Annotated in this window: 22 protein-coding genes, 2 tRNA genes and 1 pseudogene; 18 read left to right on the forward strand and 7 right to left on the reverse strand. The window is 32.0% G+C overall.

Annotated features, from left to right (window positions below):
• Positions 1 to 104 precede the first annotated feature (104 nt).
• From ACQH1V_RS03365 to ACQH1V_RS03375, 3 genes are all read left to right on the forward strand, one after another.
• A complete protein-coding gene (locus ACQH1V_RS03365; RefSeq protein WP_425360772.1) occupies positions 105 to 2,546 on the forward strand; it encodes an N-6 DNA methylase in 2,442 nt (813 codons plus the stop codon).
• A 186-nt stretch (positions 2,547 to 2,732) separates the two neighbouring features.
• Positions 2,733 to 2,927 (forward strand): palindromic element RPE2 domain-containing protein, encoded by a 195-nt coding sequence (locus ACQH1V_RS03370; RefSeq protein ID WP_341748554.1) that lies wholly within the window; start codon positions 2,733 to 2,735, stop codon positions 2,925 to 2,927.
• A 309-nt stretch (positions 2,928 to 3,236) separates the two neighbouring features.
• The gene (locus tag ACQH1V_RS03375) at positions 3,237 to 4,991 is read left to right on the forward strand and encodes a hypothetical protein (protein ID WP_425360773.1); all 1,755 of its coding nucleotides are present in this window, start codon (positions 3,237 to 3,239) and stop codon (positions 4,989 to 4,991) included.
• A gap of 211 nt (positions 4,992 to 5,202) precedes the next feature.
• On the opposite strand, the gene ACQH1V_RS03380 is transcribed toward ACQH1V_RS03375, so the two are convergent.
• The 3 genes from ACQH1V_RS03380 to ACQH1V_RS03390 form a co-directional block, all read right to left on the reverse strand.
• The gene (locus ACQH1V_RS03380) at positions 5,203 to 5,622 is read right to left on the reverse strand and encodes a type II toxin-antitoxin system VapC family toxin (RefSeq protein WP_425360774.1); all 420 of its coding nucleotides are present in this window, start codon (positions 5,620 to 5,622) and stop codon (positions 5,203 to 5,205) included.
• Entirely contained in the window at positions 5,622 to 5,876 is a 255-nt protein-coding gene (locus ACQH1V_RS03385) for a type II toxin-antitoxin system Phd/YefM family antitoxin (protein ID WP_425360775.1), read from the reverse strand. The genes ACQH1V_RS03380 and ACQH1V_RS03385 overlap by 1 nt, the downstream gene beginning before the upstream one ends.
• Positions 5,877 to 5,998: 122 nt before the next feature.
• On the reverse strand, positions 5,999 to 6,532 hold the full coding sequence (locus ACQH1V_RS03390) for a DUF1543 domain-containing protein (RefSeq protein WP_425360776.1): 534 nt from the start codon (positions 6,530 to 6,532) through the stop codon (positions 5,999 to 6,001).
• A gap of 269 nt (positions 6,533 to 6,801) precedes the next feature.
• Between ACQH1V_RS03390 and ACQH1V_RS03395 the strand changes: the two genes are divergently transcribed.
• The 3 genes from ACQH1V_RS03395 (at position 6,802) to ACQH1V_RS03405 (ending at position 11,376) form a co-directional block, all read left to right on the forward strand.
• On the forward strand, positions 6,802 to 8,073 hold the full coding sequence (locus ACQH1V_RS03395) for an HlyC/CorC family transporter (RefSeq protein WP_425360777.1): 1,272 nt from the start codon (positions 6,802 to 6,804) through the stop codon (positions 8,071 to 8,073).
• Positions 8,069 to 9,907 carry a heme lyase CcmF/NrfE family subunit gene (locus tag ACQH1V_RS03400; protein WP_425360870.1) on the forward strand — a complete coding sequence of 613 codons (1,839 nt, stop codon included), beginning with the start codon at positions 8,069 to 8,071 and terminating at the stop codon, positions 9,905 to 9,907. The genes ACQH1V_RS03395 and ACQH1V_RS03400 overlap by 5 nt, the downstream gene beginning before the upstream one ends.
• Before the next feature lie 575 nt (positions 9,908 to 10,482).
• On the forward strand, positions 10,483 to 11,376 hold the full coding sequence (locus ACQH1V_RS03405) for a transposase (protein WP_425360778.1): 894 nt from the start codon (positions 10,483 to 10,485) through the stop codon (positions 11,374 to 11,376).
• Between the two features lie 25 nt (positions 11,377 to 11,401).
• Here ACQH1V_RS03405 and ACQH1V_RS03410 read toward each other — a convergent pair whose 3' ends face one another.
• A complete protein-coding gene (locus tag ACQH1V_RS03410; RefSeq protein WP_425360779.1) occupies positions 11,402 to 12,913 on the reverse strand; it encodes a recombinase family protein in 1,512 nt (503 codons plus the stop codon).
• Between the two features lie 134 nt (positions 12,914 to 13,047).
• Between ACQH1V_RS03410 and ACQH1V_RS03415 the strand changes: the two genes are divergently transcribed.
• On the forward strand, positions 13,048 to 13,590 hold the full coding sequence (locus ACQH1V_RS03415; RefSeq protein ID WP_425360100.1) for a helix-turn-helix domain-containing protein: 543 nt from the start codon (positions 13,048 to 13,050) through the stop codon (positions 13,588 to 13,590).
• Entirely contained in the window at positions 13,542 to 14,099 is a 558-nt protein-coding gene (locus tag ACQH1V_RS03420; protein WP_425360780.1) for an IS630 family transposase, read from the forward strand. Before ACQH1V_RS03415 ends, ACQH1V_RS03420 begins: the two co-directional genes overlap by 49 nt.
• On the opposite strand, the gene ACQH1V_RS03425 is transcribed toward ACQH1V_RS03420, so the two are convergent.
• Both ACQH1V_RS03425 and ACQH1V_RS03430 read right to left on the reverse strand, forming a co-directional pair.
• The gene (locus ACQH1V_RS03425; RefSeq protein WP_425360781.1) at positions 14,065 to 14,682 is read right to left on the reverse strand and encodes a recombinase family protein; all 618 of its coding nucleotides are present in this window, start codon (positions 14,680 to 14,682) and stop codon (positions 14,065 to 14,067) included. The genes ACQH1V_RS03420 and ACQH1V_RS03425 overlap by 35 nt on opposite strands.
• Positions 14,679 to 14,894 (reverse strand): hypothetical protein, encoded by a 216-nt coding sequence (locus ACQH1V_RS03430; protein ID WP_425360492.1) that lies wholly within the window; start codon positions 14,892 to 14,894, stop codon positions 14,679 to 14,681. The genes ACQH1V_RS03425 and ACQH1V_RS03430 overlap by 4 nt, the downstream gene beginning before the upstream one ends.
• A gap of 50 nt (positions 14,895 to 14,944) precedes the next feature.
• Between ACQH1V_RS03430 and ACQH1V_RS03435 the strand changes: the two genes are divergently transcribed.
• Together ACQH1V_RS03435 and ACQH1V_RS03440 are read left to right on the forward strand one after the other, a co-directional pair.
• Complete coding sequence (locus tag ACQH1V_RS03435; RefSeq protein ID WP_425360782.1) at positions 14,945 to 15,244, forward strand: hypothetical protein; 300 nt, start codon at positions 14,945 to 14,947, stop codon at positions 15,242 to 15,244.
• A gap of 179 nt (positions 15,245 to 15,423) precedes the next feature.
• Positions 15,424 to 15,570, forward strand: a pseudogene (locus ACQH1V_RS03440) (IS4 family transposase); the annotation flags it as partial.
• A 171-nt stretch (positions 15,571 to 15,741) separates the two neighbouring features.
• Here ACQH1V_RS03440 and ACQH1V_RS03445 read toward each other — a convergent pair.
• Entirely contained in the window at positions 15,742 to 16,470 is a 729-nt protein-coding gene (locus tag ACQH1V_RS03445; RefSeq protein ID WP_341748562.1) for a 3-deoxy-manno-octulosonate cytidylyltransferase, read from the reverse strand.
• Between the two features lie 121 nt (positions 16,471 to 16,591).
• Between ACQH1V_RS03445 and ACQH1V_RS03450 the strand changes: the two genes are divergently transcribed.
• From ACQH1V_RS03450 to ACQH1V_RS03485, 8 genes are all read left to right on the forward strand, one after another.
• Positions 16,592 to 16,667, forward strand: a tRNA-Lys gene (locus ACQH1V_RS03450).
• Between the two features lie 233 nt (positions 16,668 to 16,900).
• Positions 16,901 to 16,977, forward strand: a tRNA-Ile gene (locus ACQH1V_RS03455).
• Between the two features lie 15 nt (positions 16,978 to 16,992).
• Positions 16,993 to 18,333: a cbb3-type cytochrome c oxidase subunit I gene (locus ACQH1V_RS03460; protein ID WP_425360783.1), complete on the forward strand. Its 1,341-nt coding sequence runs from the start codon at positions 16,993 to 16,995 to the stop codon at positions 18,331 to 18,333.
• A 17-nt stretch (positions 18,334 to 18,350) separates the two neighbouring features.
• Positions 18,351 to 18,929 carry a GTP cyclohydrolase I FolE gene (gene folE, locus ACQH1V_RS03465; RefSeq protein WP_192866950.1) on the forward strand — a complete coding sequence of 193 codons (579 nt, stop codon included), beginning with the start codon at positions 18,351 to 18,353 and terminating at the stop codon, positions 18,927 to 18,929.
• A gap of 14 nt (positions 18,930 to 18,943) precedes the next feature.
• Positions 18,944 to 20,245 (forward strand): proline--tRNA ligase, encoded by a 1,302-nt coding sequence (proS, locus tag ACQH1V_RS03470; RefSeq protein WP_425360784.1) that lies wholly within the window; start codon positions 18,944 to 18,946, stop codon positions 20,243 to 20,245.
• Between the two features lie 3 nt (positions 20,246 to 20,248).
• The gene (locus ACQH1V_RS03475) at positions 20,249 to 21,253 is read left to right on the forward strand and encodes an Rpn family recombination-promoting nuclease/putative transposase (protein WP_425360785.1); all 1,005 of its coding nucleotides are present in this window, start codon (positions 20,249 to 20,251) and stop codon (positions 21,251 to 21,253) included.
• Between the two features lie 40 nt (positions 21,254 to 21,293).
• Positions 21,294 to 22,250 carry an Rpn family recombination-promoting nuclease/putative transposase gene (locus ACQH1V_RS03480; RefSeq protein ID WP_425360786.1) on the forward strand — a complete coding sequence of 319 codons (957 nt, stop codon included), beginning with the start codon at positions 21,294 to 21,296 and terminating at the stop codon, positions 22,248 to 22,250.
• Positions 22,251 to 22,303: 53 nt separating this feature from the next.
• A complete protein-coding gene (locus ACQH1V_RS03485; protein ID WP_425360787.1) occupies positions 22,304 to 23,158 on the forward strand; it encodes a CPBP family intramembrane glutamic endopeptidase in 855 nt (284 codons plus the stop codon).
• Positions 23,159 to 23,255 lie beyond the last annotated feature (97 nt).

A 23,255-nucleotide genomic window follows, 5' to 3' on the forward strand; every position in this document is an offset into this window, starting at 1 on the left:
CCCCATATCTGTAAGAATTACATTAAATTTCAATGAGTTATTGGTTGATTTACTAATTGGGTGTATAATATTGGTAACTTGGTTGATTTATTTTTTTAAGGCTAATGACTATGTCCAAACTTGAAGCAGTTACTGATATAATTATTATTAACATGTTACGTTCTCAAAATTATATTGATGGGAATTTTAATAACATTAATAAAAATGTATTAGTTTGGGCAAGAAAAGCAGAAAATTCAATAATCAATGACATCTTATCAAATGCTTCAAAGAAACAAACTGGTAATCAAGGATATCCAGAGTTTATTATTTATGACCAAGAAAGTAATCTAGTTATTGTTATAGAGAATAAAAGTGATATCAAATATCATATATATGAAAAAGATATTGTGCAATGTGTTGCAGATTATGCAGTAAATGGTGCGTTATGGTACGCATCATTTTTAAAGAATCAATTTGATACTATTGCCATTGGGGTTTCTGGTAGTACAATTGAAACATTAAAGATTGATACATATGGTTGGAAAAAATCTGCTGAAACATTTACAAATTTTAACATCAAGCAAATCAAAAAAATTGAAGATTATCGCAATCTGATCCATCAACAACAACGAATTATCAATAATTCTGAGCAATTAAAGCTGCTTAGTGAAAAATCTAAATTAATCAATGAATTTCTTCGTAGTTATTTAGGAGTATTGGAACATAAAAGGTTATACGCACTTGGCTCAATACTTTTTGCTTTGGAAGATCCTGCCTTTAAAATGTGTTATTCTTCTTTTAATAATAATAAAGAACTTGCACAATTTTTGTATCAAACTTTAGATAGAAAGATAAAAAACGCTGGACTTAGAAAAAAAGAAATCATTAAAAGTGAATTACAACCAGTATTGGAAAATTTAGGGATTAACGATAAGGAAGCTGCAAGGCAAAAATTCCCAAATGGCACTTTATTAGAGTTAGTGAGAAATGTCGATAATATTTTATTTGAGTATTATAAGAAAAGTGAGCTAGATTTAATAGCATTGTTTTTTAATGTGTTCTTGTCTTATTCAACTTCTGGCGGTTCTGACCTAGGGATAGTTCTAACTCCATCCCATATAACCAAATTATTTTGTGAGCTAGCAGATATTAATATTAATTCAAAAATTTTAGATCCATGTGTTGGAACTGGTGGATTTCTGACTGCTGCTTGGAAAAAAATATCGTTAAATGATAAATATTCATTTTCAGAAAAAGAAAAGTTCAGGAAAGAAAATATTATCGGAGTAGAGAAAGAAACTAGCATCTATACTATAGTTGCATTAAATATGTTTATTAATAAAGATGGGAGATCTAATCTATATTGTGATGATTGTTTTGCTATCAAGGATACATTATTAGAGAAAGAATGTAATGTTGGCTTTATTAATCCGCCTTATTCGGACGAGATATATTCTGAAATCTCATTTGTAGAATTAATGTTAGATGTTTTACTACCTAACTCTATCGGAGTGGCAATTATCCCTGTTAATGCTGTATCAAGCAGAACCAAAAAACACTCTGGATTAATATCAATTAAAGAAAGAATTCTTACCAAGCATAAGCTTTTAGCCTCTATAAAAATGCCCTGTCAATTGTTTTATCCTAAAGGTACGGAAACTATTATTTTGGTTTTTGAAACACACTCACAACACATTGGTGAAACATGGTTTGCTGAATTTAATGATGGTTATGAACTAATTAAAAATCAAAAAATGAGAACTCCTAAATACATAGCAGAACAAAATTACCAGAATTTCTTAGATGCATACAAGCAAAAATCTGAAACAAAATTTTCATTTAAAAAAATTATTACAGCAAAAGATCAGTGGGTTTATACGTTACATAAAGAATTCAACTATTTAATAAAAATCAACGATATACAAAATACAGTAAATAATTATTTTGCATATTTAGTGCAAAATAGGTATTTTAAATTCTTGCCAAGAGATTATTATAATACGCAGAACAAATATGGTGATTCTATAGATATTATCAATCACTTATCTAAAGAATTACTGATAACATATTTTGATATTTTGCCAACAAAACAAATTGATAAAATAAACATTGAATTATCTAACCTTTTTAATCCAAAAGCGATTCCTTTTATCGGTAGAAAAGGTTTAAATAACGGAGTTTCTGACTATGTTATTCCTGCGAATGGTTTGATAAATAATGGAAATACTATAACAATAGCCTTAGATGGTAGTACTGGTTCAACCTTCTACCAACATCATGATTTTTGCTCCGGTCAAAATATCTGGATTTTAAAAATAAAAGAAGAGAAATTACCAAATAAAATACTTGATCCTGATGTGGCATTATTTCTGACTACCTCTATAAGATTAGCAGTGCAAGAGTATAGTTATAATCTAGGATTAACCAAAGGTAGATTACAAAATATTTCATTCTTACTACCTTTAAATAAGAATAAAACCATTAACGTTGAATTTATTAAAAGTTTAATGGCGGGTATTGATAATTCAGTGTTTCTCAAACATATTTTAGGATCGCGATATTAGATTATATACTCACCTTACGCATAACCCAGGGTAATTAAAAATTGCAAAAAAGACCGTAGGTCGATAGCAATTATAAATTCAAAATATAAATTGCTATAATATAGCTATAATTGCTAGGTGTAAATTTAGAGTAATTAAGTCTCTAAACAATTAGTAATTAACATTATAGTTAGCTCTAAAGTTGTAATGTTATTTTGTTTTAAAACTAATATTTTTGAATTTATAATTGCTGGTATAATCAATTCAGGAGAATTTGGTACTAGGAACGATGGAGCAACGCCTATAAGTAATAGGCGAGCGACGAGTGACGACGTCACCAACTTCCCATCAATTGACTATAGGTCGACGAAGCAACCATGTTTTGTGTTATCCCTGCATTAGACCTCTTTCAAAACTCGCTTATGCTGAGGAATTTGAAGGAGACGCGGAACGCAGAACCGCAGCGTACTCTAGCGTACGTGAGGATTCGAGTACCGCATCGACGTACAAATTACCAGCAGAAGTAGAGTTTTGAAAGAGGTCTATTTGATGCCCCGACTTAATATGGATACTACGTGGTCTCGCTAATAGATATTTTGCAATTTTCAAATTGCTAGGGGTTATGCGTAAGGTGAGTGATACAATAGGTTATTAGTTATGTATGAAAAAAGATTAAAAAACTGCTTCGTCTCTTTAAGCTCTGAGTATATCGTGTCTTGTAAGTATCCTAATACTTTAAAAAGGTCTTTGTATACTTTTAGTATTATAAAAATCCTGCAACAAAATAGTGATTTGCTTGATTATCTTAGTTCGAATAGCCAAAAGAACTTGCATTCCATTTTGGAACAATACGGAACACTTTCTATTGAGCTGTTAAAGCAACAAAAATATCAAACAGAAGAGATAACAAATTTTTCTACTTCTCTTAAGCAATTATTGGATTATTTAGAAAACTCTTCTAATTCACATCGGGCAAAAGATAATCAAGCACTAAAAACAGTAATGGATTTAGCGGAAAATTTTGTACAACATTGTTGCCTACTGATAACTGAAGATATTAAGAATCAAGATGTTATAAATAATCTACAGGCGACTGCAATTATTGTAAATTTAGATATAGGTGCTAGGAACGATGAAGCGATGCCTATATGTAATAGGCGAGTAACTAGTGACAACGTCACCAATTTCTCATCAATTAACTATAATTTATTAACAGAACAACAAAATCTACTTTTAGATCAATTATTGCTTATTAAAGAATTATGGCAGATTGATTCTACTATTGATCTAAAGAAAGACTCTGTCCCATTGCTATTCCATGCCAATATATTATTAATACTGCAAGCAGAGAACTCCGTAGATTATAAATATACTTTTGAAAGAATTGTTAATTTCCTGATAAATGATCACAACGTATTAATAGAATTAACTAATGCTAAGTTAATTTGCTTATATAATAGGCTAAAAGATTTATGTGTTAAATCTAATATTATAAACCATATTTTGATAAAAATACATGAGGAATCGAAATTTAGAAAAAATTCCAATAAATTGAATAATTCAGGATATGAGCTTTTAGAATTATTTGAAAATTATAATACTATGATACATCAGATAGAAAATTCGGAATTTACTATAGTAGAAAGATTTTTACTCCAGCGAAATACCTTTATGCATGAAGTTTTAATTAATATTACAAAGCATATAAATGCTATCAGGATACTTAATATAACCGTAGACCCTGATCTTAATTATATACTATCTTATATTAGAAAAGGGTTAACTCAAAACATTCAAAGTGGTCATACTATTTCTTTAATGATTTCTTCTATTGAATCTAAATTTTCTTCAAAACTTGAAGCTAAAATTATTAAACGATATATTTCTTTAGATAGTTTTACTAAAAATGCCTTAAAAACTAGGTATCAGCTACTATTTAGCAATATTAGTTCATTGTTAAAAAAAGATCTAAATTATGTAGAGTTTATACAACAAATAATAACCTGTAAAATCGCAGCTGACTATAAGATAAATAGCTATGTTACTTCAGTCAAAATGTTGAGGATAATTGAACAAGAAAGGGTAATAGTAATAAACCAATTACGCGAAATAAATTTTGTAGAAATTTTTAGTGATAAATATTTAAATAAAACATTTAGTTTAAATTTTAAGAAATATGTCAGGAGGACTAATATAACAACTCCTTCAGGTTATGTTACAGTAATCATTAGAATATTGCTAACAACTTTTAGTGTTGAACAGCTTCAGCTCTTATCGCAATTTCTAAAGAATGGTAATTTAACGACAATTCAAGAAATTGTTCAGCAGGAGTTGGTTATGCAAGTTAAAAAACGCACCACTATAGGCAAAATAATATATTATATATTTACTAGGAGGAAAAATGAACTTATCATACTTAATAACATCAAGAAATCTCTAAATGAATATACTAACCGTCATTGCTAGGCTCTGTGAACAAAATTTTAATTGTTTAGATTTTGAGTATTTTTAAGCGAAAATTAATAAGATTTTTGCCGGAATAGTTAGTTCTATTTCAAAAAAATCTTATAATTTGCAGCTAAAAAGAGTCGAAATCTAGTAATTTAAATTTTGTTCACAGAGCCTAGGTATATAGTCAATTGATGAATTAATCAAAATCCACCCTACTTTTATCTTTTTACCTGCTATCCAAAAAAATCTCTACTCCATTTATCTGACAAGCATTTATTAAATCATTGTCTTTAGTAGCAATACCTAATCCTTCGTGCATAGCCAATAATAAGTAATTTGCGTCATATGAGGTCAGTTTATTACTACGAGCGGTATTTATAATCTCAGACATAGAAAATGATAAATCAGAAATGTATATTGCTAAAGAACCTAACAAATCTATAAACCTAGTTGAGTCAGCATTTTTTAGTCTACCGCATTTTTCAGCCATAAGCAAAACGTTGATTACTTCAAGGCTCCAAAGCGGTGGTACCAAAGCTTTGGATTGAGTAAGAGAGTTAAGAACTATTTCGGAATAACTATCAAATTCATCTTCAAAGCACCATGACATAGTAACGGAGCAATCCAATATAAAAGATTTAGTCATTATTTTCTTCCTACTGTTATTAGCTCTTTGAGAGATAAACCAGCGAGTTTTTTTCCTTGACGAAATTCACCAAGATTTTTTATTGCTTCTTCAATATTGAACCTTTGTTGGGAAGGAATGGGCATAAGAATTGCAATTGGTGTATTATGTTTTAAAATAGTGAATTTTTCCCCATCTTTTACTCTTTTAATAAGATTAGAAAAATGTGTTTTTGCTTCAAATGCACTAATTTGGTTAGAAAGCTTTTCTTTCATAAGATTTGCTGATTAAATTAAATATAAACTAGTATTAAACTAGTTTATATTTATATCTGACAATGTCAATATTATCTGCAAAAAAAACTTGATTACCGAGTAATAAGATATCTTTCCTAATTCTACCTAAGTTGTTGGTAACCATTTATTATGCTACTTTCTTTTTTTATACCAGTATATTCAAGAGCAATATAATAATTGCTAATTTCAGAAATTCTTATGCATTCATCTATATCATAGATATTATCACTATGTTGCATCTCTTCATTTTTCGGTGCCTTTTCTCTTGCTTTTTCAATTGCTTTGCTTCTTGATTTGGCAACTACCAGGGTCATAAAGTGACGCTCTCCAAAGGAATTATTTTTATAGGAACCAAGATTTACAAAAAATAGATGATTCTCACTGACCGTAGGTTTTATTTCATCAATATGAATATTAAAACCATCAATAGTATCTGCTATAAACCAAGAATCAATATGTAATGATCCAGCTGTACCAATCCATTTGCTTTTAATCTGTTGAGACATATCTATGTTTGACTTTCCAATTACAAAAACCACATCATGTATTTCTATGTTACATCCTTCAATCTTACCACCAAGATAAAAAATGCCTAATTTAGGAGAGTTAAATATAAAATCATGAAATTGTTGCATATAAAAAACTCTATATAACAAATAAAATTATTTATAATATAGTCAATTCAGGGGAATTTGGTGCTAGGAGCGACGCATATAAGTAATAGGCGAGCATTGAGCAACAACGTCACCAACTTCTCATCAATTGACTATAGTAAAAAAGATCCTGCGTAAGGTGAGTTCAGGAGTATATAGCTTCTGCAGTATTTCAAATAAAAAAGTATTAGGGAAATTTTACAGTTAGTAATATAATCATCTTTATACTAAATAAATTTATACAAAGATCAATGACTATTTTTTTGATAATCATTATTGTTCTAATGATAGGATGTTCCGCACTACTCTCAGCCACTGAAACGGCTATAACCGCCTCGTCTCCTGGGAAAATACAAAAATTTAAGGCAGAAGGCATCAAACGTGCCACGATTGTATTACAAGTTCTAAAGAAAAAAGAAAAAGTAATTGGTACATTATTAATTGGTAATACCTTATTTAATACTGTTTGTACTACGATTGCTACCAGTATATTTATCGACTGGCTAGGTGATAATGGGACTATTGCGGCATCAGCAATTATGGCTTTCTTGATAATTGTTTTTGGTGAAATCATACCAAAAGCTATTGCTGTAGCAAAAGCAGAACAGTTAGCGTTATTCACTTCTCCAGCCATTATATATCTTTTAAACATTTTGAGACCAATTAACTATATCTTTGAATTGATAGTTAAAGGGTTTTGTTTTATTTTTCGTATTAATCTGCAACAAAATATCTCAGGAACAGAAGAAGTTAGGGGAGTTATTGAGCATTATCATCAAGAAGGTAATGTTTATAAATCTGACCGTGATATGTTAGGCGGTATATTAGATATTAGGAAAATGACAGTATCTGAAATTATGATACACCGAAGTAATGTCGTAGCCATCAATATAGACTTGCCTAAAGAGGAGATAGTAAGGAAAGCATTATTGTCCAGCCCTCATACAAGAATACCATTATGGAAAGACACTCAGGACAACATAATTGGTGTACTTCACATACGAGATATGCTCCGAGCTCTTTATGAAAAAAATAATGATGTAAAAAAAATTAATATCGAGGAATTGATAAGTCAGCCTTGGTTTATACCTGATAACGCTTTGGTCACTCATCAACTTCATGCTTTTAGAGAAAGAAAAAACCATTTTGCTTGTGTTGTTGACGAATATGGCGATTTACAAGGTATTATTACTTTAGAAGACATTTTAGAAGAGATTGTTGGTCCTATTATTGATGAACATGATTATCCTATTGACACAATTGTAAAGAAATCTGAAGTGGAATTTATTATTGACGGCTCTGTAACTATAAGAGATGTAAATAGAGAACTAAATTGGAATTTACCTGATTATAATGCAAATACCATAGCCGGCTTAATTATCCATGAACTTGAGCGTATTCCTAATCAAGGGGAGTCTATAAAAATATTTAATTTAAGTATTACTATTAGCAAAAAAGTAGGCAATAGGCTTGATAGCATAAAAGTTATTGTTTTACCAAATAAAGAATCTGAAAGTGATTAGTAATTTTGGTAATTATTTACAAATATTGGCAATGCTGTTCAGTATACTAGCAGTTATTACCGCTTCATATCGTACAGGTACTTTATTTTTTTACTGTAGCTGGCTGTCAACATTACTATCTTTTTTGCTATTAGTATGTGGATTTATTATATCGGATTTTTCTATACAGAATGTTTTTTTTAATTCGAGTACATTAAAGCCTTTAGGATTTAAAATCGCGGCTAGTTGGGCGAGTCATGAGGGGTCTATTCTGTTGTGGCTGTGTTTATTGCAAACTATAGGCGTTATTTATATTGCGCTATTTAATAGCCGTCCAACTCGAGTATACCACATAATTGTACTAGCACTAATACAAATACTGTTCAGTAGCTTCATTTATTTTACCTCCAACCCATTTGACAGCCTATCATTCCGTCCCACTCAGGGTCTCGGCTTAAACCCTATGCTTCAAGATATTGCCCTAATAATACATCCACCTATATTATATCTAGGTTCGGTCTGTTATGTCGCCCCTTTTACATCGGCTTGCGTTATGTTGCTTACCTCTAACTTAGACTCGGCTAATCTTAGAACTATTAAAATATTTAGCAATTTAGGAATAATTTTTTTAACCTTAGGAATAGCCCTAGGATCATGGTGGGCTTATAGAGAACTCGGCTGGGGTGGCTTTTGGTTTTTTGATCCAGTAGAAAATATTTCCCTACTACCATGGTTGTCGGCTATCTCTCTACATCACTCAATCTTGGTAACAATCAAATCTGGACGAATGAAAAATTGGACGATAACCTTATCAATCATCACTTTCTTACTGGTAGTTTTGAGTACGTTCTTGGTACGCTCAGGGCTAATCACCTCAATTCACTCTTTTGCCTCATCAGCTGAGCGGGCAATCTATATGCTGGCAATATTTGCTATTATTGCTATATCAAGCTTAGTTCTACTACTAGTAAAAGGGCAAAATATCACTCAACCTAATTCGATAGGATTAGACAAACACCAATTCAAGCACAAGCTTATTGTTTGGGGCAGTATATTTTTCTTAACGGCTCTATTAGTATTACTATGTTCCACCATTTACCCCATAGTTTATTCTTTATTATATCAAGAATCTGTTACCATTAGTGAAAGATTTTTTATCAATAATTTTATAATTTTTATCATCCCAACGGTTCTACTAGCTGGTATCGCTCAAAGAAATCATATAAGAAAAAAAAACCTACTCATTTTAGTTTGTTCTTTTGCAATAACGTTTATCAGCTCATACCAAATTCAGTATGGCTTCATTTCAGCATGGGCTGTAACATTTTCTCTTTTTCTAATAATACAAAATTGTTATTATGTATTAACAAAGAGCAATTTTTTTAGAACCAAACTAAAAGCCAATATTGCCATGATCTTAGGACATTTAGGCTTTGGCTTACTTGTTTTAACTATTACTGTTAATTCATTATTACAAAGTGAAGTAGATTTTATAGGCAAAGTTGGAGACAAGGTGACAGCAAAGGGATTTGAAGTTACTTTAAAAGATATTAGAGTATCATCAGCCCAAAACTATTATCGGCAAATTGCTGAATTTTGGATTCAGGATCAACAAAATAATATCACTATATTAAAGCCTGAAAATAGATTTTATATAATAGAAAAACAACTATCCCAAGAAAGTAATATATATTCTTATTTAACTTATGATCTTTACGCGGTGTTAAGTAAAATTGATGATGATGTAATTCATGCAAAAATATATTACAAACCGATGATGAGTCTTATCTGGCTATCTATTATACTTATAGCCGGAGGATTGTTAATCGGATTATTTAATAAACTTAGTATATAACTAACCAGATTATGATTAGTTTTATTCTTACAAAACACTCAAAAAAAAATAGCTTCTTAATAATCGTGATAGCATTGAAAAATTTTATCTTAAGTCTGAGAATACAGTGAATTAACTTGAATTAGGTACAAAGTGGCTACATATTGTTTATAATTTCCTAGTTTATCGGTCGCGATCGCGACCGATAAACTATATACTTTGAATACGGTCTTAATGATAATAAATTCTCAAGGAAAAATGAAAATTCAAGAAAAGGGGATTCAAAAGCTATCAAATATTGATAGGCAAGAGCTAAAAAAAATATTTGATTAAAATTATAGAAAAAATATAAAAAGTTCGCGGCCGCGAACTTAGGTTATGCTGAAAATATTGTTCTAGAAATGTTTCTTACTAGTACTACAGTTGTAGTTTAGATGTGAGCATTCACGATTTTTTTTTGCTATTTTTTTGTGATGAATAAAAAAACCTGATCACCAAGCGTCATTGCGAGCTGATGTATCCCCACGAAATTGTTGCAAAATAGCAAGAATTGATAGAATATCATCATTATTTAATGATGATGGAGATAGTAGGTTATGGATGTAAAAACAGTATTAAATGAAGTAATAAAAGAACATTGTCCTTTTATACATAATAATCGTTTAAATGCGTTACTTGATGTTGCAGAAGGCTTGCGATATAGTCAGAATTTGTCTTTGAGTGCAATTGGCAGGAACTTGAGTGGTGATAGTAAAGTGAAACATAAAATAAAAAAAGTTGATAGATGTATAGGTAACAAACATTTATATAACGAGGTTGATAGTCTCTATAGTGCTTTATCATATTTCATATTTGAGTTTATTAAGCATTCTAATGATGACAGTGTTGTGATTGATTTATGTTATCTTAAAGATGATCGCATGGTACAAATGCTAAGTACTCAATTTTGTACAAGAGGGATGAGTTTACCTTTATATCAAGATGTGTTTGAAGAAGGTGAATTAAAGGGCAGAACGGTAGAATTTCTAAATAAATTAAAGAGTATAATACCTGATGGAAAAAGGGTTGTTGTGATTATGGACGCTGGCTTTCATATTGAATGGTTTAAGGAAATAGAAAAACAAGGGTGGAGTTGGGTGTGTCGGGTACGACGAGGAAAAGATTTAAAATTAGCTAAGAATGAGGATTGGATATCAGTTGAAAATTTCATACTATCAATTGGTTCAAAAACGATGGAATGTGGTACGATTCTGCTAACCAAAGCTCATAAATATTCCTGCAGAATGGTTACAACTTGTAAAGTCCATAAGGGGCGAGTACAGAAGGTTAGCAGGAATCGTACTAGCAGTAAAACAGCAAATGGTTCATATAACAAAGCTGCAAAAGAACCTTGGATATTGGTAACTAACTTAAGTTCTGATGAATATAAGGGAGCGGAAATAGTGAGGTTATATAGCAAACGTATGCAAATAGAAGTTTGCCAGTCATAATGCCTCTGTAATAGTTATTTGTTTATTATTCTACCTTTTTTACCCTGGAATGGTAAATCCACTGTTTCGGTTGTTCTCTTAATGAGATCAACCTTTTAATCTCTTGCTCATCGGCTGTAATTAGCCAAATCCAACGTTGTGATGAGTTGTAAACTTTCCTGACTTTTAATTGCTCTCTTTGCATCCATCTATATAAAGTTGGTTCTGGTATATTGATTTTTTGCGATAATTCACGAAAAGTAAATTCATTTTGCCTACGATTAATTTCTCCTGATAATGTTCTTTTGTTAGTAGCTGTTACACCACTACGTATAAGTAGGCTACTAACCGTGTTCTCATTAAAAATATTTAACAGCTTTGCTGGACGCCACCCTTCTTGTTGATTTAAAATATCAGCAATTTGCTGTAATGTCATATCTTGGCTTTTGAGACTGGCTACTAGTTCAAGCAGTTTACCATAATAACTAAGTTGCTCCAATTTTGCCACAGGACGAACAAGATTAGTATTAGTTTTATATCCACCAGCCCAATGTATTTCTACCAAGACTTTCTCTGTTACACCTTCTATTTTTACAACAACACATTCTATTAGTAAACGTAAAATTTCTTTGCGTTCTTCTACCGTAGTAGTTGACGATGACCATAAAGCAGGAATATCAGAAGCTAATTTATATATAGTTTGACGCTCAACATCAGACAGAATTTTTGATTGTTCAGCTAAGAATTTGGCATATTCCTGTTTTAACTTTTCTTCTGCAGATAATGATTCTTCCCACTTTTTCTCAAGAGTTCTTGTGACAAGACGATTCTCAGGTTCTGAAGAATTATATTGCCGATATGCCCTCTCAACTTCATATCGTCCTCTCTCTAATTGTTTTTGCCAATATTTTTGTAAATTATTATGTTCGGTTTCAAGGTCTGTTGCCACTCGTAAACTAACTTCCAAAGCTTCTGGCTTTAACACTTCTAATGCCTGCTTAGCAATTAGTTCATCCAAAACATTGCCAACCAATGATTGGCAAACATCTTCACCATAATCTACAGACATTCTGCTACAACTATAACGCAATTTATTACCATTATTTGTATAGCAAGTTGCCATTCGTAAACCACAGCGACCACAAACAACAAGTCCGGCTAATAGTGCATTACCATGCCTTGCTACACCAATTCCTTGTATGGAGTTAGATAATAATTGTCTGCCATTACGTTCATATTGTTGCCAACTAATATAAGCAGGAACTTTGTCTTTTAACAATACTTGCCAATCTGACATTTTAGCAACAATACGCCCCGTAGATCGTCTGCCAGGTTTTTTTCTATGTGCCTCTGTTGGTCTGCGTCCATATACATAAGCACCTGCATATATGGGATTATGTAATAGATTTCCTAAAGTATTCCTATTAGGACGATGCCAGGTTAGTTCACCTTTTTGCAAACCGCTACGCTCTCTATAAGGCATTTTTATTTTATGACTGACTAAGTATTTTAATACTGCATTAATTGTAGAAAATTTTTCAAATAACTCAAATACCATCTGAATAGTTGCCTGTGCTTGCTCATCTGGATCTTTAACAATTTCGCCAGATGGTCGTCTAATACCAAATCACTATCTATTTAATAATATAGATGCTATAGTGTGTTATTTAAGATAGTATAGTGTTAATTAAGATGTCTAGAGGGTATAAGGTATTAGAAGTTAATGTAGAAGAAGTGAAACAATTAATGAATGAAGCAAAGACTAAAGAAGAATTTAGACGTTATCAATCAATCTATCTAAGAGTGAGTGAAAAAATGCCGACATCATTGATTGCTAAAGTTACAGGATTATCAGAAAGTCATGTTCACAGAACCCATAGTCAATGTCGGAAAAAAGGCTTAAAGGCACTATGTAGCAGGAAGAAAGGTGGGAGATACAGAAGTTATCTAACTCAAGAGCAAGAACGTGAGATGCTTAAAAAGATAGAACAGAATGCCGTTAATGGTGGGATAGTAGAAATTAGCAAGGTGCATAAGATTTTTGAGGAAACGGTTGGTAGTAAAATAGCACGTTACACAGCTTATAGGCTGCTTCATAGGCATGGGTGGCGTAAAATTGCACCAAGACCATACCATCCTAAACAAAAGAAGGATGCGGTAGAAACTTTTAAAAAAAGTGGCCTGATATGGTTAAAGAAGCAAGAGTATCAGCAGCAACTGAAGGCAAGGAATTAAAGATATTCTTCCAAGATGAGGCACGTTTTGGTCGTATAGATTCATTAAGGCGTTGCTGGGTTCCGGCTGGAATCAGGCCTTTACTTAAGAAACAAATTATTCGTGAATATACTTATACTTATGGGGCAATTTGTCCATTTGACGGTGCTAGTTGTTTCCTTATTTTGCCTTTAATGAACCAAGATTGGATGATGTTAATGCTACAAGAAATGGCAAAGCGTTATAAGGATAATTTTCTTTTAGTAGTATGCGATGGAGTTGCTGCACATAAACTCGATAAAGAATTATTACCTAATAATATTAAACTAGCTTACTTGCCACCATATAGCCCACAATTAAACCCACAAGAAAATATATGGGATGATATGAGGGAAAAATTCTTTTATAACCTAGCTTTTGATTCAATGAATGCTATAGAAAATCAACTAATCACAGCATGTAATTATTATGAAAATAATCCTGCAATTGTCAAATCTATATGTGCTTGGAATTGGATAGTATCTTGTTAATTAGATAGTGATTTGGTATAACATATCCCATAGCAACTTGCATGCCTAACTCACCTCGACGTGCTTTTGCTTTCTTCCCTTGTAGCATGCGTTGCTTAATTATATGTAACTCTGCTTCAGACATTGTACCTTTAAGACCTAATAATAGTCGATCATTATAGGATACCGGATCATAAATACCATCAGTATCAGCAATAATGGTTCTAAAAAGTACACATACTTCTAGTAATTGGTACCAATCTTTGCATGATCGTGCTAACCTCGATACTTCTATTCCTAGTACTATACCAACATGGTCTAATCCAACTTCAGCAACTAAACGCTGAAATCCAGGACGACCTTCAGCAGTTGCACCAGACCGCCCCAAATCATCATCTATTATAAGTACTTTATCAGCACTCCAGCCTAGAGCATAAGCTCTCTCTACTAAATTATACTGCAATTTAGTAGATTCACTATGCCGTTCTACTTGTTGCAGCGTCGACTGCCTTATATACACTATCGCCAGACGATCGTGGTGATAGGCTTGAATCTTGCCACTTGATAATATTCTCTGAGTTGATTGTTTCTCCTTGTCTATCATTTGCCTTCTCCATATTTATTATCGATTTTGGCAATTTTTTCAATGATAATGTTGCTAATAGAGTTATTAGGCGATGACGATTCTCTTTGGGGATTCTCTCCCATTTCATTGGTTCCAATATAGGAATGCCTTGCATGATATTTTCTTACCCAATCAACCAAGTTTAGCAATACTGATTTGTTAAGTGTCGGGGATTGTTCTAAATTTGTCAAATTAAAACTTATAGATGTTTTAATAATGGAAGATAGAGGAGACGTTTCGAGTGATAAAAAGTCATCAATTTGGTCTTGCTGGAAGATATATTCGAACTTTAGATGTGAATAGATGGGGAGTTTTAATGTTACTATCTGCCATTGTTATTATAACATATTGGGTTATAGGTGTGGTAGGCTATAGCCAAGGTATGCAAAGAATTTTCCAACCTAACACAGTAAAAGATAAAAAGATTTATTCGTATTTTACCCTTGAGAAATTTATTATTGAATTTAATTATTTGCATGCCATAAAACCATTGGTAGAACCCCTGGCATCTATTATAAAGACGGAGCTTTGTCGTGCTTAATTTCGTGGGGATACATCAGCTCGCAATGACGTTTTTATGCTGCTTAATACTTATAGAATAAAAATTGTAGGGTACTGAGGCATAGCTCCCACAACTGTTGAAAGTTAAAAAATGCAAAGTATTTAGGCAGATCCCATACGTCACTTAGTTGTGAATTATTTTATGAAGAAGTTGAGTGGAAAGCGATCTATATTATTGCTTACAAAAAGCTGCCACCTAATACTGTCTCTTCGATTGGTAAAATAAATAAGATAATTTCCCGATTCGGTGGGTTTTTAAATAGAAAAAGTGATAAAGCTCCGAGCATTAAATCCATGTGGATATGACTCCAAAGGCTAAAGGACTTTACTTTGGCATTAGAAACTTTTAACTCATTAAAAACTTATGGGTAAAGATATGACTAAGATGTATGTGAGGAACGGAGATGAGTTTTTACAACAAAATTACCAATTAGATTAGGTTATGCAAGAGGTCTATTGCTATAGTTAATTATATGACTATATATTAAATTGTTGATAAAATTTGATAGCTTTGTTTAAATCTTCTGGGGTATCAACAGAAATGGGGATATTATTAACATAACATACCCCTATGGACATATTATTTTGTAAGGCTCTTAGTTGTTCTAATTTTTCGCTTAATTCTAAAGTTGAGACAGGTAAGTTTATGAATTTAATTAATGCTTCTTTGCGGAACCCATACATTCCTACGTGATATAGAAATTCTTCAGAGCCATAAGGAATAAGACTGCGAGAAAAATACAGAGCCTTATCATTATGGTCAGTAATAACTTTGACATTACTATTGCCATTTACGGCGTTTATACCAACTTTTACTACTGGGGTCATAATATCATGGTCACTAGACTTTAGGCTTTCAATAACTTTAATAATTGATTCCGGTTCTATAAAAGGCATGTCACCTTGGACATTTAGGATATAATTAATATTATGATTGTTAGGTATTGCCTGAAATGCCTCATAGACACGGTCAGTACCAGTCTGGCAGTCTGGGTTTGTCATAATCAATTGCCCACCACAATCAGTAACTTTTTTAGCTATAATTTCTGAGTCAGTTGCTACATAAATATTTTTTAGTTTGGTTAAGTGTACTTGTCTTAGAACGCGTTCAATTATTGACAGTTCCCCTATCAATTGTAAAGGTTTCTTAGGAAGCCTAACAGAATCAAGTCTTGAAGGGATAATAATTGCAACATCAGAATGCATAAGTTACCATTTAAAGATATTTACCAAAATAATTGTTGACATGATAGCCTTTTTAAACGATAAAGTAAAGCGTGTTGGAATATTGTTTTGGGACACAATTTGTCTTTAAGCATTATGTTTGGGGCTCGTAGCTCAGCTGGTAGAGCACTTGACTTTTAATCAGGTTGTCCCGGGTTCGAATCCCGGCGAGCCCACCACTTCAGGGTAGTTAACCCCCTTAGTTGTATATGAATACCGCCGCCAATATTTAAAGGCGGAGACTAGGAGACCGCCTCCTAGTAATAGACCTCTTGCAAAACTCGCTTATGTTGAGGAATTTGAAGGAGACACGGAACGCAGAACCGCAGCGTACTCTAATGTACGTGAGGATTCGAGTACCGCATCATTGTCCAAATTACCAGCAGAAGTAGAGTTTTGCAAGAGGTCTAATGGGTTTGTAGCTCAGCTGGTTAGAGCACACGCCTGATAAGCGTGAGGTCGGAAGTTCAAGTCTTCTCAAACCCACCATCATAAGTATTCTTTATGAATCTTGAGAATAATATAATTGATCAATTAAGTCGTAATAAATTAGCTATTTGCTGGCTTAGAAATGGGGTAATCTCGCTTGCCCTTGCTGGGGTGTATTCAATAATATTGGTAATGCTCCGCACTCCTATATTAGTTACCCTATTTCCCAATACAGAAATCTTTAAATCAGCTTTGGTTATTCATGTTAATTTATCAATCCTAGTTTGGTTGATATCCGTTACAGCATGTATTTGGAGCTATAATTTACAGCCAACGACTTCCAGTATAACATATGTAATAATAGCATTTTTTGGCACTGCACTAATAGCTTTATCACCACTTTGTGGACAAAATCTTCCTGTAATGAATAATTACATACCAATGCTGGAGAATATAATGTTTATTCTTGGAATTAGTTTATTTGGCGTATCGGTATTGTTATTTTCATCAAACGTCATCCTAGCAACGATTAAGAACCTAAAAAGTCAAAAATTGATCAATTTTACTATCCTTTCTACTGCAATAATGTGGATATTACTATGGGTATGTTTTATTTGTTCTTATTATCAACTACAACAAGTTATTAAGCTTGTGCCAGTTGATATAGAATTTTACTATGAATTGCTTTTCTGGAGTGGGGGGCATTTATTGCAATTTATTTACACACAAATTATGATATTAGTAATGATAGTATTATCCAATACTTGGGTAAATAAAGAGCTAAGATTTAACAAATTATATCTGATATTATTATATTTAAATTTTTTGATAAGTATTGCAGCTATTTGGGGACACTTATCATATGATATTATAGATGCTGAATTCAAAGAATATTATACTAAACAAATGAAATATGGTGGCGGAATAGCCCCAGTTCTGTCTTTGATACTAATATTTTATGAGCTAGTTAGTCATAATCATAAACTAGTGGTAAATTCTCTTATAAAAGCAAGCATCATTTGTTCTAGCATATTATTTTTGTCTGGAGGGTTTATTGGCGTGTTAATCACCAGTATGAACGTTACTGTTCCTGCCCACTATCATGGTTCGATTGTTGGAATAAGTGTGGCATTTATGGGATTTAGCTTTCTTTTATGTGACAATGCATGTAATAATGAACAAAAGAAAAACTCATATTCCTCTGCAGCAATTATTACTTTAACTATCGGGCAAATGTTACATATTATAGCTCTTCTTTTTGCTGGTGGTTATGGGGTGATGCGAAAAACACCAGGAGTAGAAATGACGATTAGCAGTAAGTTACTGATGGGGGCAATGGGTGCTGGAGGACTAATTGCTATTGTTGGTGGCTTGATGTTTGTTGTTATTTGTGGTAAAAAGATGGTATTGAAATAATTAGTATAATAAAAATAATGACCTTGAAAAAACCTACTATAGAAGAAGCCCAAGAGGCAGTTAGAACTTTATTGCGATTTATTGGTGAGGATCCAAATAGAGAGGGGTTAGCGAAAACTCCTGATAGAGTAATAAAAACTTACCAAGAGATGTTTTGTGGATACAATAAAAATGTAGAAGAAATATTATCTACTAAATTTTATGAAACTGGTAACTTTCAGGACTTCATTCTATTGAAAGACATAAAGTTTAATTCTTTTTGTGAACATCATTTGTTACCAATAAATGGTACGGTTGATATAGCTTATATACCAGATAATTGTATAATAGGTATCAGTAAATTTGCCAGAATAGTTGATGTTTTTGCAAAAAGACTACAGATTCAAGAAAAAATGACAGTACAAATTGCTGAAACATTACAGAAATATATTAAGCCTATGGGTGTTGCGGTCAGGATTTCTGCATTACATAGTTGCATGACTCTTAGAGGTGTTATGCAAAATGATAGTATTATGAATACTATGCATTATACTGGTATATATTTAGAGCAGCAGAAATATCGTCATGAATTTCTAAATATTATTGCCAAAAAATAATCAAAGAAAGAGCTATGTTACTATCAAAATATTTTTTACCCGTGCTAAAGGAAGAGCCAGTAGAGGCTCAAGTAGTTTCTCACAGATTGATGCTTAGAAGTGGTATGATAAGACAACAATCTGCTGGAATTTATAGCTGGTTGCCTATGGGATTAAAAGCCCTAAAAAATGTTGAAAATATTGTCCGACTTAATATGAATAAAGTAGGTGCCATTGAAATATTAATGCCTTGTATTCAACCAGCATCTTTATGGATGGAATCTGGAAGATTTGAGAATTACGGTAAGGAAATGTTAAAATTCCAGGATCGCCATGATAATACGTTATTATTTGGACCTACTAATGAAGATATGGTTACCGATATTTTTAAAAATAATATTAAGTCCTATAAAGATTTGCCAAAAAACTTATATCATATTCAGTGGAAATTTAGGGATGAAATTAGACCTCGCTTTGGGGTGATGCGTGGTAGAGAGTTCTTAATGAAAGATGCGTATTCTTTTGATATAGACCAAATAAGTGCGATAAAAACTTATAATCAGATGTATCTAGCATATATACAAACTTTTCGTGATATAGGACTCCGTGTAATCCCAGTACTTGCTGATAATGGTCAGATTGGTGGGGATTTAAGCCATGAGTTCCATATTCTTGCCACTAATGGTGAGAGTACTATTTTTTATGACAAAAAATTTCTATCTTTAATAGATCAGGAAAATTTAGATATTGAAAAATTACAATCCTTATATGCGGTAGCAGAAGAAAAACATGTTCATGATAAATGTTTGTTAACAGAAGAGAATCTTGCTAGTAGTAAGGCTATAGAGGTTGGGCATATTTTTTATCTTGGTACAAAATATTCTAAAGCAATGAAGGCTCTAGTAAATGCTAGTGATGGGAGTCTTGTGCCAGTGGAAATGAGTTCCTATGGTATAGGTATTTCAAGACTTTTAGCCGCTATAATCGAATCAAGTCATGATGATAAAGGGATTATATGGCCTCCAAATATTGCTCCTTTTATGGTATCAATATTAAATTTGAATATACTTGATAGTAAATGCAATGAACTATCACAAAATCTATATGATCAGTTTGTAGCGAATAAAATAGAGGTATTATACGATGATACAAATGAGAGAGCTGGTAAAAAATTTGCCACTCATGATCTTATAGGTTCACCGTACCAAATAATTATTGGTTCCAAAAACTCTGAGAAAGATGTGGTCGAATTAAAAGATCGTAAAACAGGAATAACAGAAGAGTTAACAGTAGAAAATGTTGTTACCTACCTCTCTAAAATTCTTTCTTATATGTAAGTTATGACTCTAGACAAGCCAAAACATGACGAAATCTTTCGCAAATCTATGGAGAATCCCATAGTTGCTAAAGAATTTTTGGCAACTCATTTGCCGAAGGATGTGTTGGCTTTAATCGATAGCACATCTTTAAAATTAGAAAAAGATAGTTTTATTGAGCCAGACCTTTCTGAAACTATTTCTGATGTATTATTTTCTGTTAAGTTTAATGATCAAGATGGCTATATTTTTTTGCTATTGGAACATCAAAGTACTGTTGATAAAATGATGGCATTTAGATTATTTAAATATATGATTAATATTTGTGATCGATATTTAACTACTAATCCTAAAGCTAAATGCCTTCCAGTAATTTATCCCCTAATAATTTATAATGGCAAGAAGAAATATAACGCATCGCTCAATATATGGAATTTATTTAGCCATCCAGATTTAGCCAGAGGCTTTTGGACAAATGATTGTCAGCTTATTAATGTACATGATATTCCTGATGAAGAACTTAAGGAAAAAGTATGGTCTGGGATTTTGTTATTTTTCCTCAAGCACATCCACGAACGTCAATTACTGAAAAGATGGCAAGAAATCTCTTATCTCTTGCCTAAATTGAGTAAAATAACAATAGGTCATGACCATATAAGAAATCTATTGAGCTATACTTTGACCTTTATTGAGCAAAGTGATAAAATAGAGTTAGAAAAAATATTAAAAAATAGTTTAACTAAAGAAAAAGGAGAAGAACTTATGCCTAGTATAGCTCAAGTATGGAAAGAAGAAGGGATTCAAATCGGACTACAGGATGGTATCAAAATCGGAGTGCAAGATGGTATTAAAATCGGAGTACAGGATGGTATTAGAATCGGAGAAGCTAGGGGAGAAGCTAGAGGCGAAGCTAAAGGTGAAGCTAAATTAATAAAAATGATGATAAACAATGGCGGCTCTATTGAAGAAGTAGCGAGAATTACTGGACTATCTATTACTAAAATCAATGAATTACTGAAAGTACAATAAGTAATGAATTATTAGATTAGCTATATAAGTAAATTTTATTATGACTCTAGACAAGCCAAAACATGACGAAATCTTTCGCAAATCTATGGAGAATCCCATAGTTGCTAAAGAGTTTTTGGCAACTCATTTGCCGAAGGATGTGTTGGCTTTAATCGATAGTACATCTTTAAAATTAGAAAAAGATAGTTTTATTGAGCAAGACCTTTCTGAAACTATTTCAGATGTATTATTTTCTGTTAAGTTTAATGATCAGGATGGCTATATTTTTTTGCTATTGGAACATCAAAGTACTGTTGATAAAATGATGGCATTTAGGTTATTTAAATATATGATTAATATTTGTGATCTATATTTAACTACTAATCATAAAGCTAAAAGCCTCCCATTAATTTATCCCCTAATAATTTATAATGGCAAGAAGAAATATAACGCATCGCTTAATATATGGAATTTATTTAGCCATCCAGATTTAGCCAGAGGCTTTTGGACAAATGATTGTCAGCTTATTAACGTACATGACATCCCCGATGAAGAACTCAAGAAAAAAATATGGTCTGGGATTTTGTTATTTTTCCTTAAACACATCCACGAACGTCAATTACTGAAAAGATGGCAAGAAATCTCTTATCTCTTGCCTAAATTGAGTAAAATAACAATAGGTCATGACCACATAAGAAATCTATTGAGCTATACTTTGACCTTTATTGAGCAAAATGATAAAATAGAGTTAGAAAAAATATTAAAAAATAGTTTAACTAAAGAAAAAGGAGAAGAACTTATGCCTAGTATAGCTCAAGTATGGAAAGAAGAAGGGATTCAAATCGGACTACAAGATGGTATCAAAATCGGAGTACAGGATGGTATTAGAATCGGAGAAGCTAGAGGCGAAGCTAAATTAATAAAAATGATGATAAACAATGGTAGCTCAATTGAAGAAGTAGCGAAAATTACTGGACTATCTATTACTAAAATCAATGAACTATTGAAAATGCAGTAAACTGGTTAGCTATAGGCTGTGCAACATTACCCCAAATCAATTATAGATGAAATATGTGGCTAAAATATCTTACATATATAACATTACTAATTAGTGTTATATCATTATGGCTTCCTGTGAAAGGCAAATTTAAACCATGGCAATTATTTTTATCTATTTCTCTAGTCTTATCTTTTGTTAGTAATATAGCAAGCCTGTTTGCTATTTTAGCAATTTTGTTGTTTTTTTATTTAGTATTTTCGTATCATAAATCTTCTACTAAATTGAAATATGTCTTATGGAGTTTAGTGTTCGTACTTGGATTAATGTTAGAACTGCATTTAATTCCAGGATTTGATAATTTATTAGTTTTAGATAAAATACAACTCACTCCAGATGCTTTACCGTTTACACTATATTTAAACTTAGATAATACAATTGTTGGTTTAATTATTATAGGTTTAACTTTAGATTTAGCATCTACTTGTAGCGAACTGAAAATATTACTCTTGCAAGTTTTTTATAGATTACCAATTATTCTATTAGTAATAATAGTGTTATCTATTGCATTTGAGTACATCAAATTTGCACCAAAGATACCACAAAATTTATGGATATGGGTAATCAATAATTTATTTTTTACATGCGTTGCTGAGGAAGGATTATTTAGAGGATTTTTCCAAGAATCATTAAATCAGTTAAAATATAAATATTCTAAGGATATAGCCATACTAATACCTGCACTTTTCTTTGGAGTGATGCACTATCCAGGAGGGCTAAAATACGTAATTTTAGCTACAGTAGCTGGAGCTTTATATGGATGGATATATAAAGTAACGAAAAGAATTGAAGCAAGTATACTTGTTCATTTTATGCTTAATTTAACTCATATTTTACTTTTTACTTATCCAGCTGTTAATAAGCTTTGAAGACTGGTACAGATAATGGATTAGGAACAAGCATAAACTGCCGGTTATATGGAAAAGCTTATACAGCAATTTGAGAGGACGTATGCAAATTGGTGAT

Source organism: Candidatus Tisiphia endosymbiont of Ceraclea dissimilis (genome assembly GCF_964030735.1).
Lineage (GTDB): Bacteria > Pseudomonadota > Alphaproteobacteria > Rickettsiales > Rickettsiaceae > Tisiphia.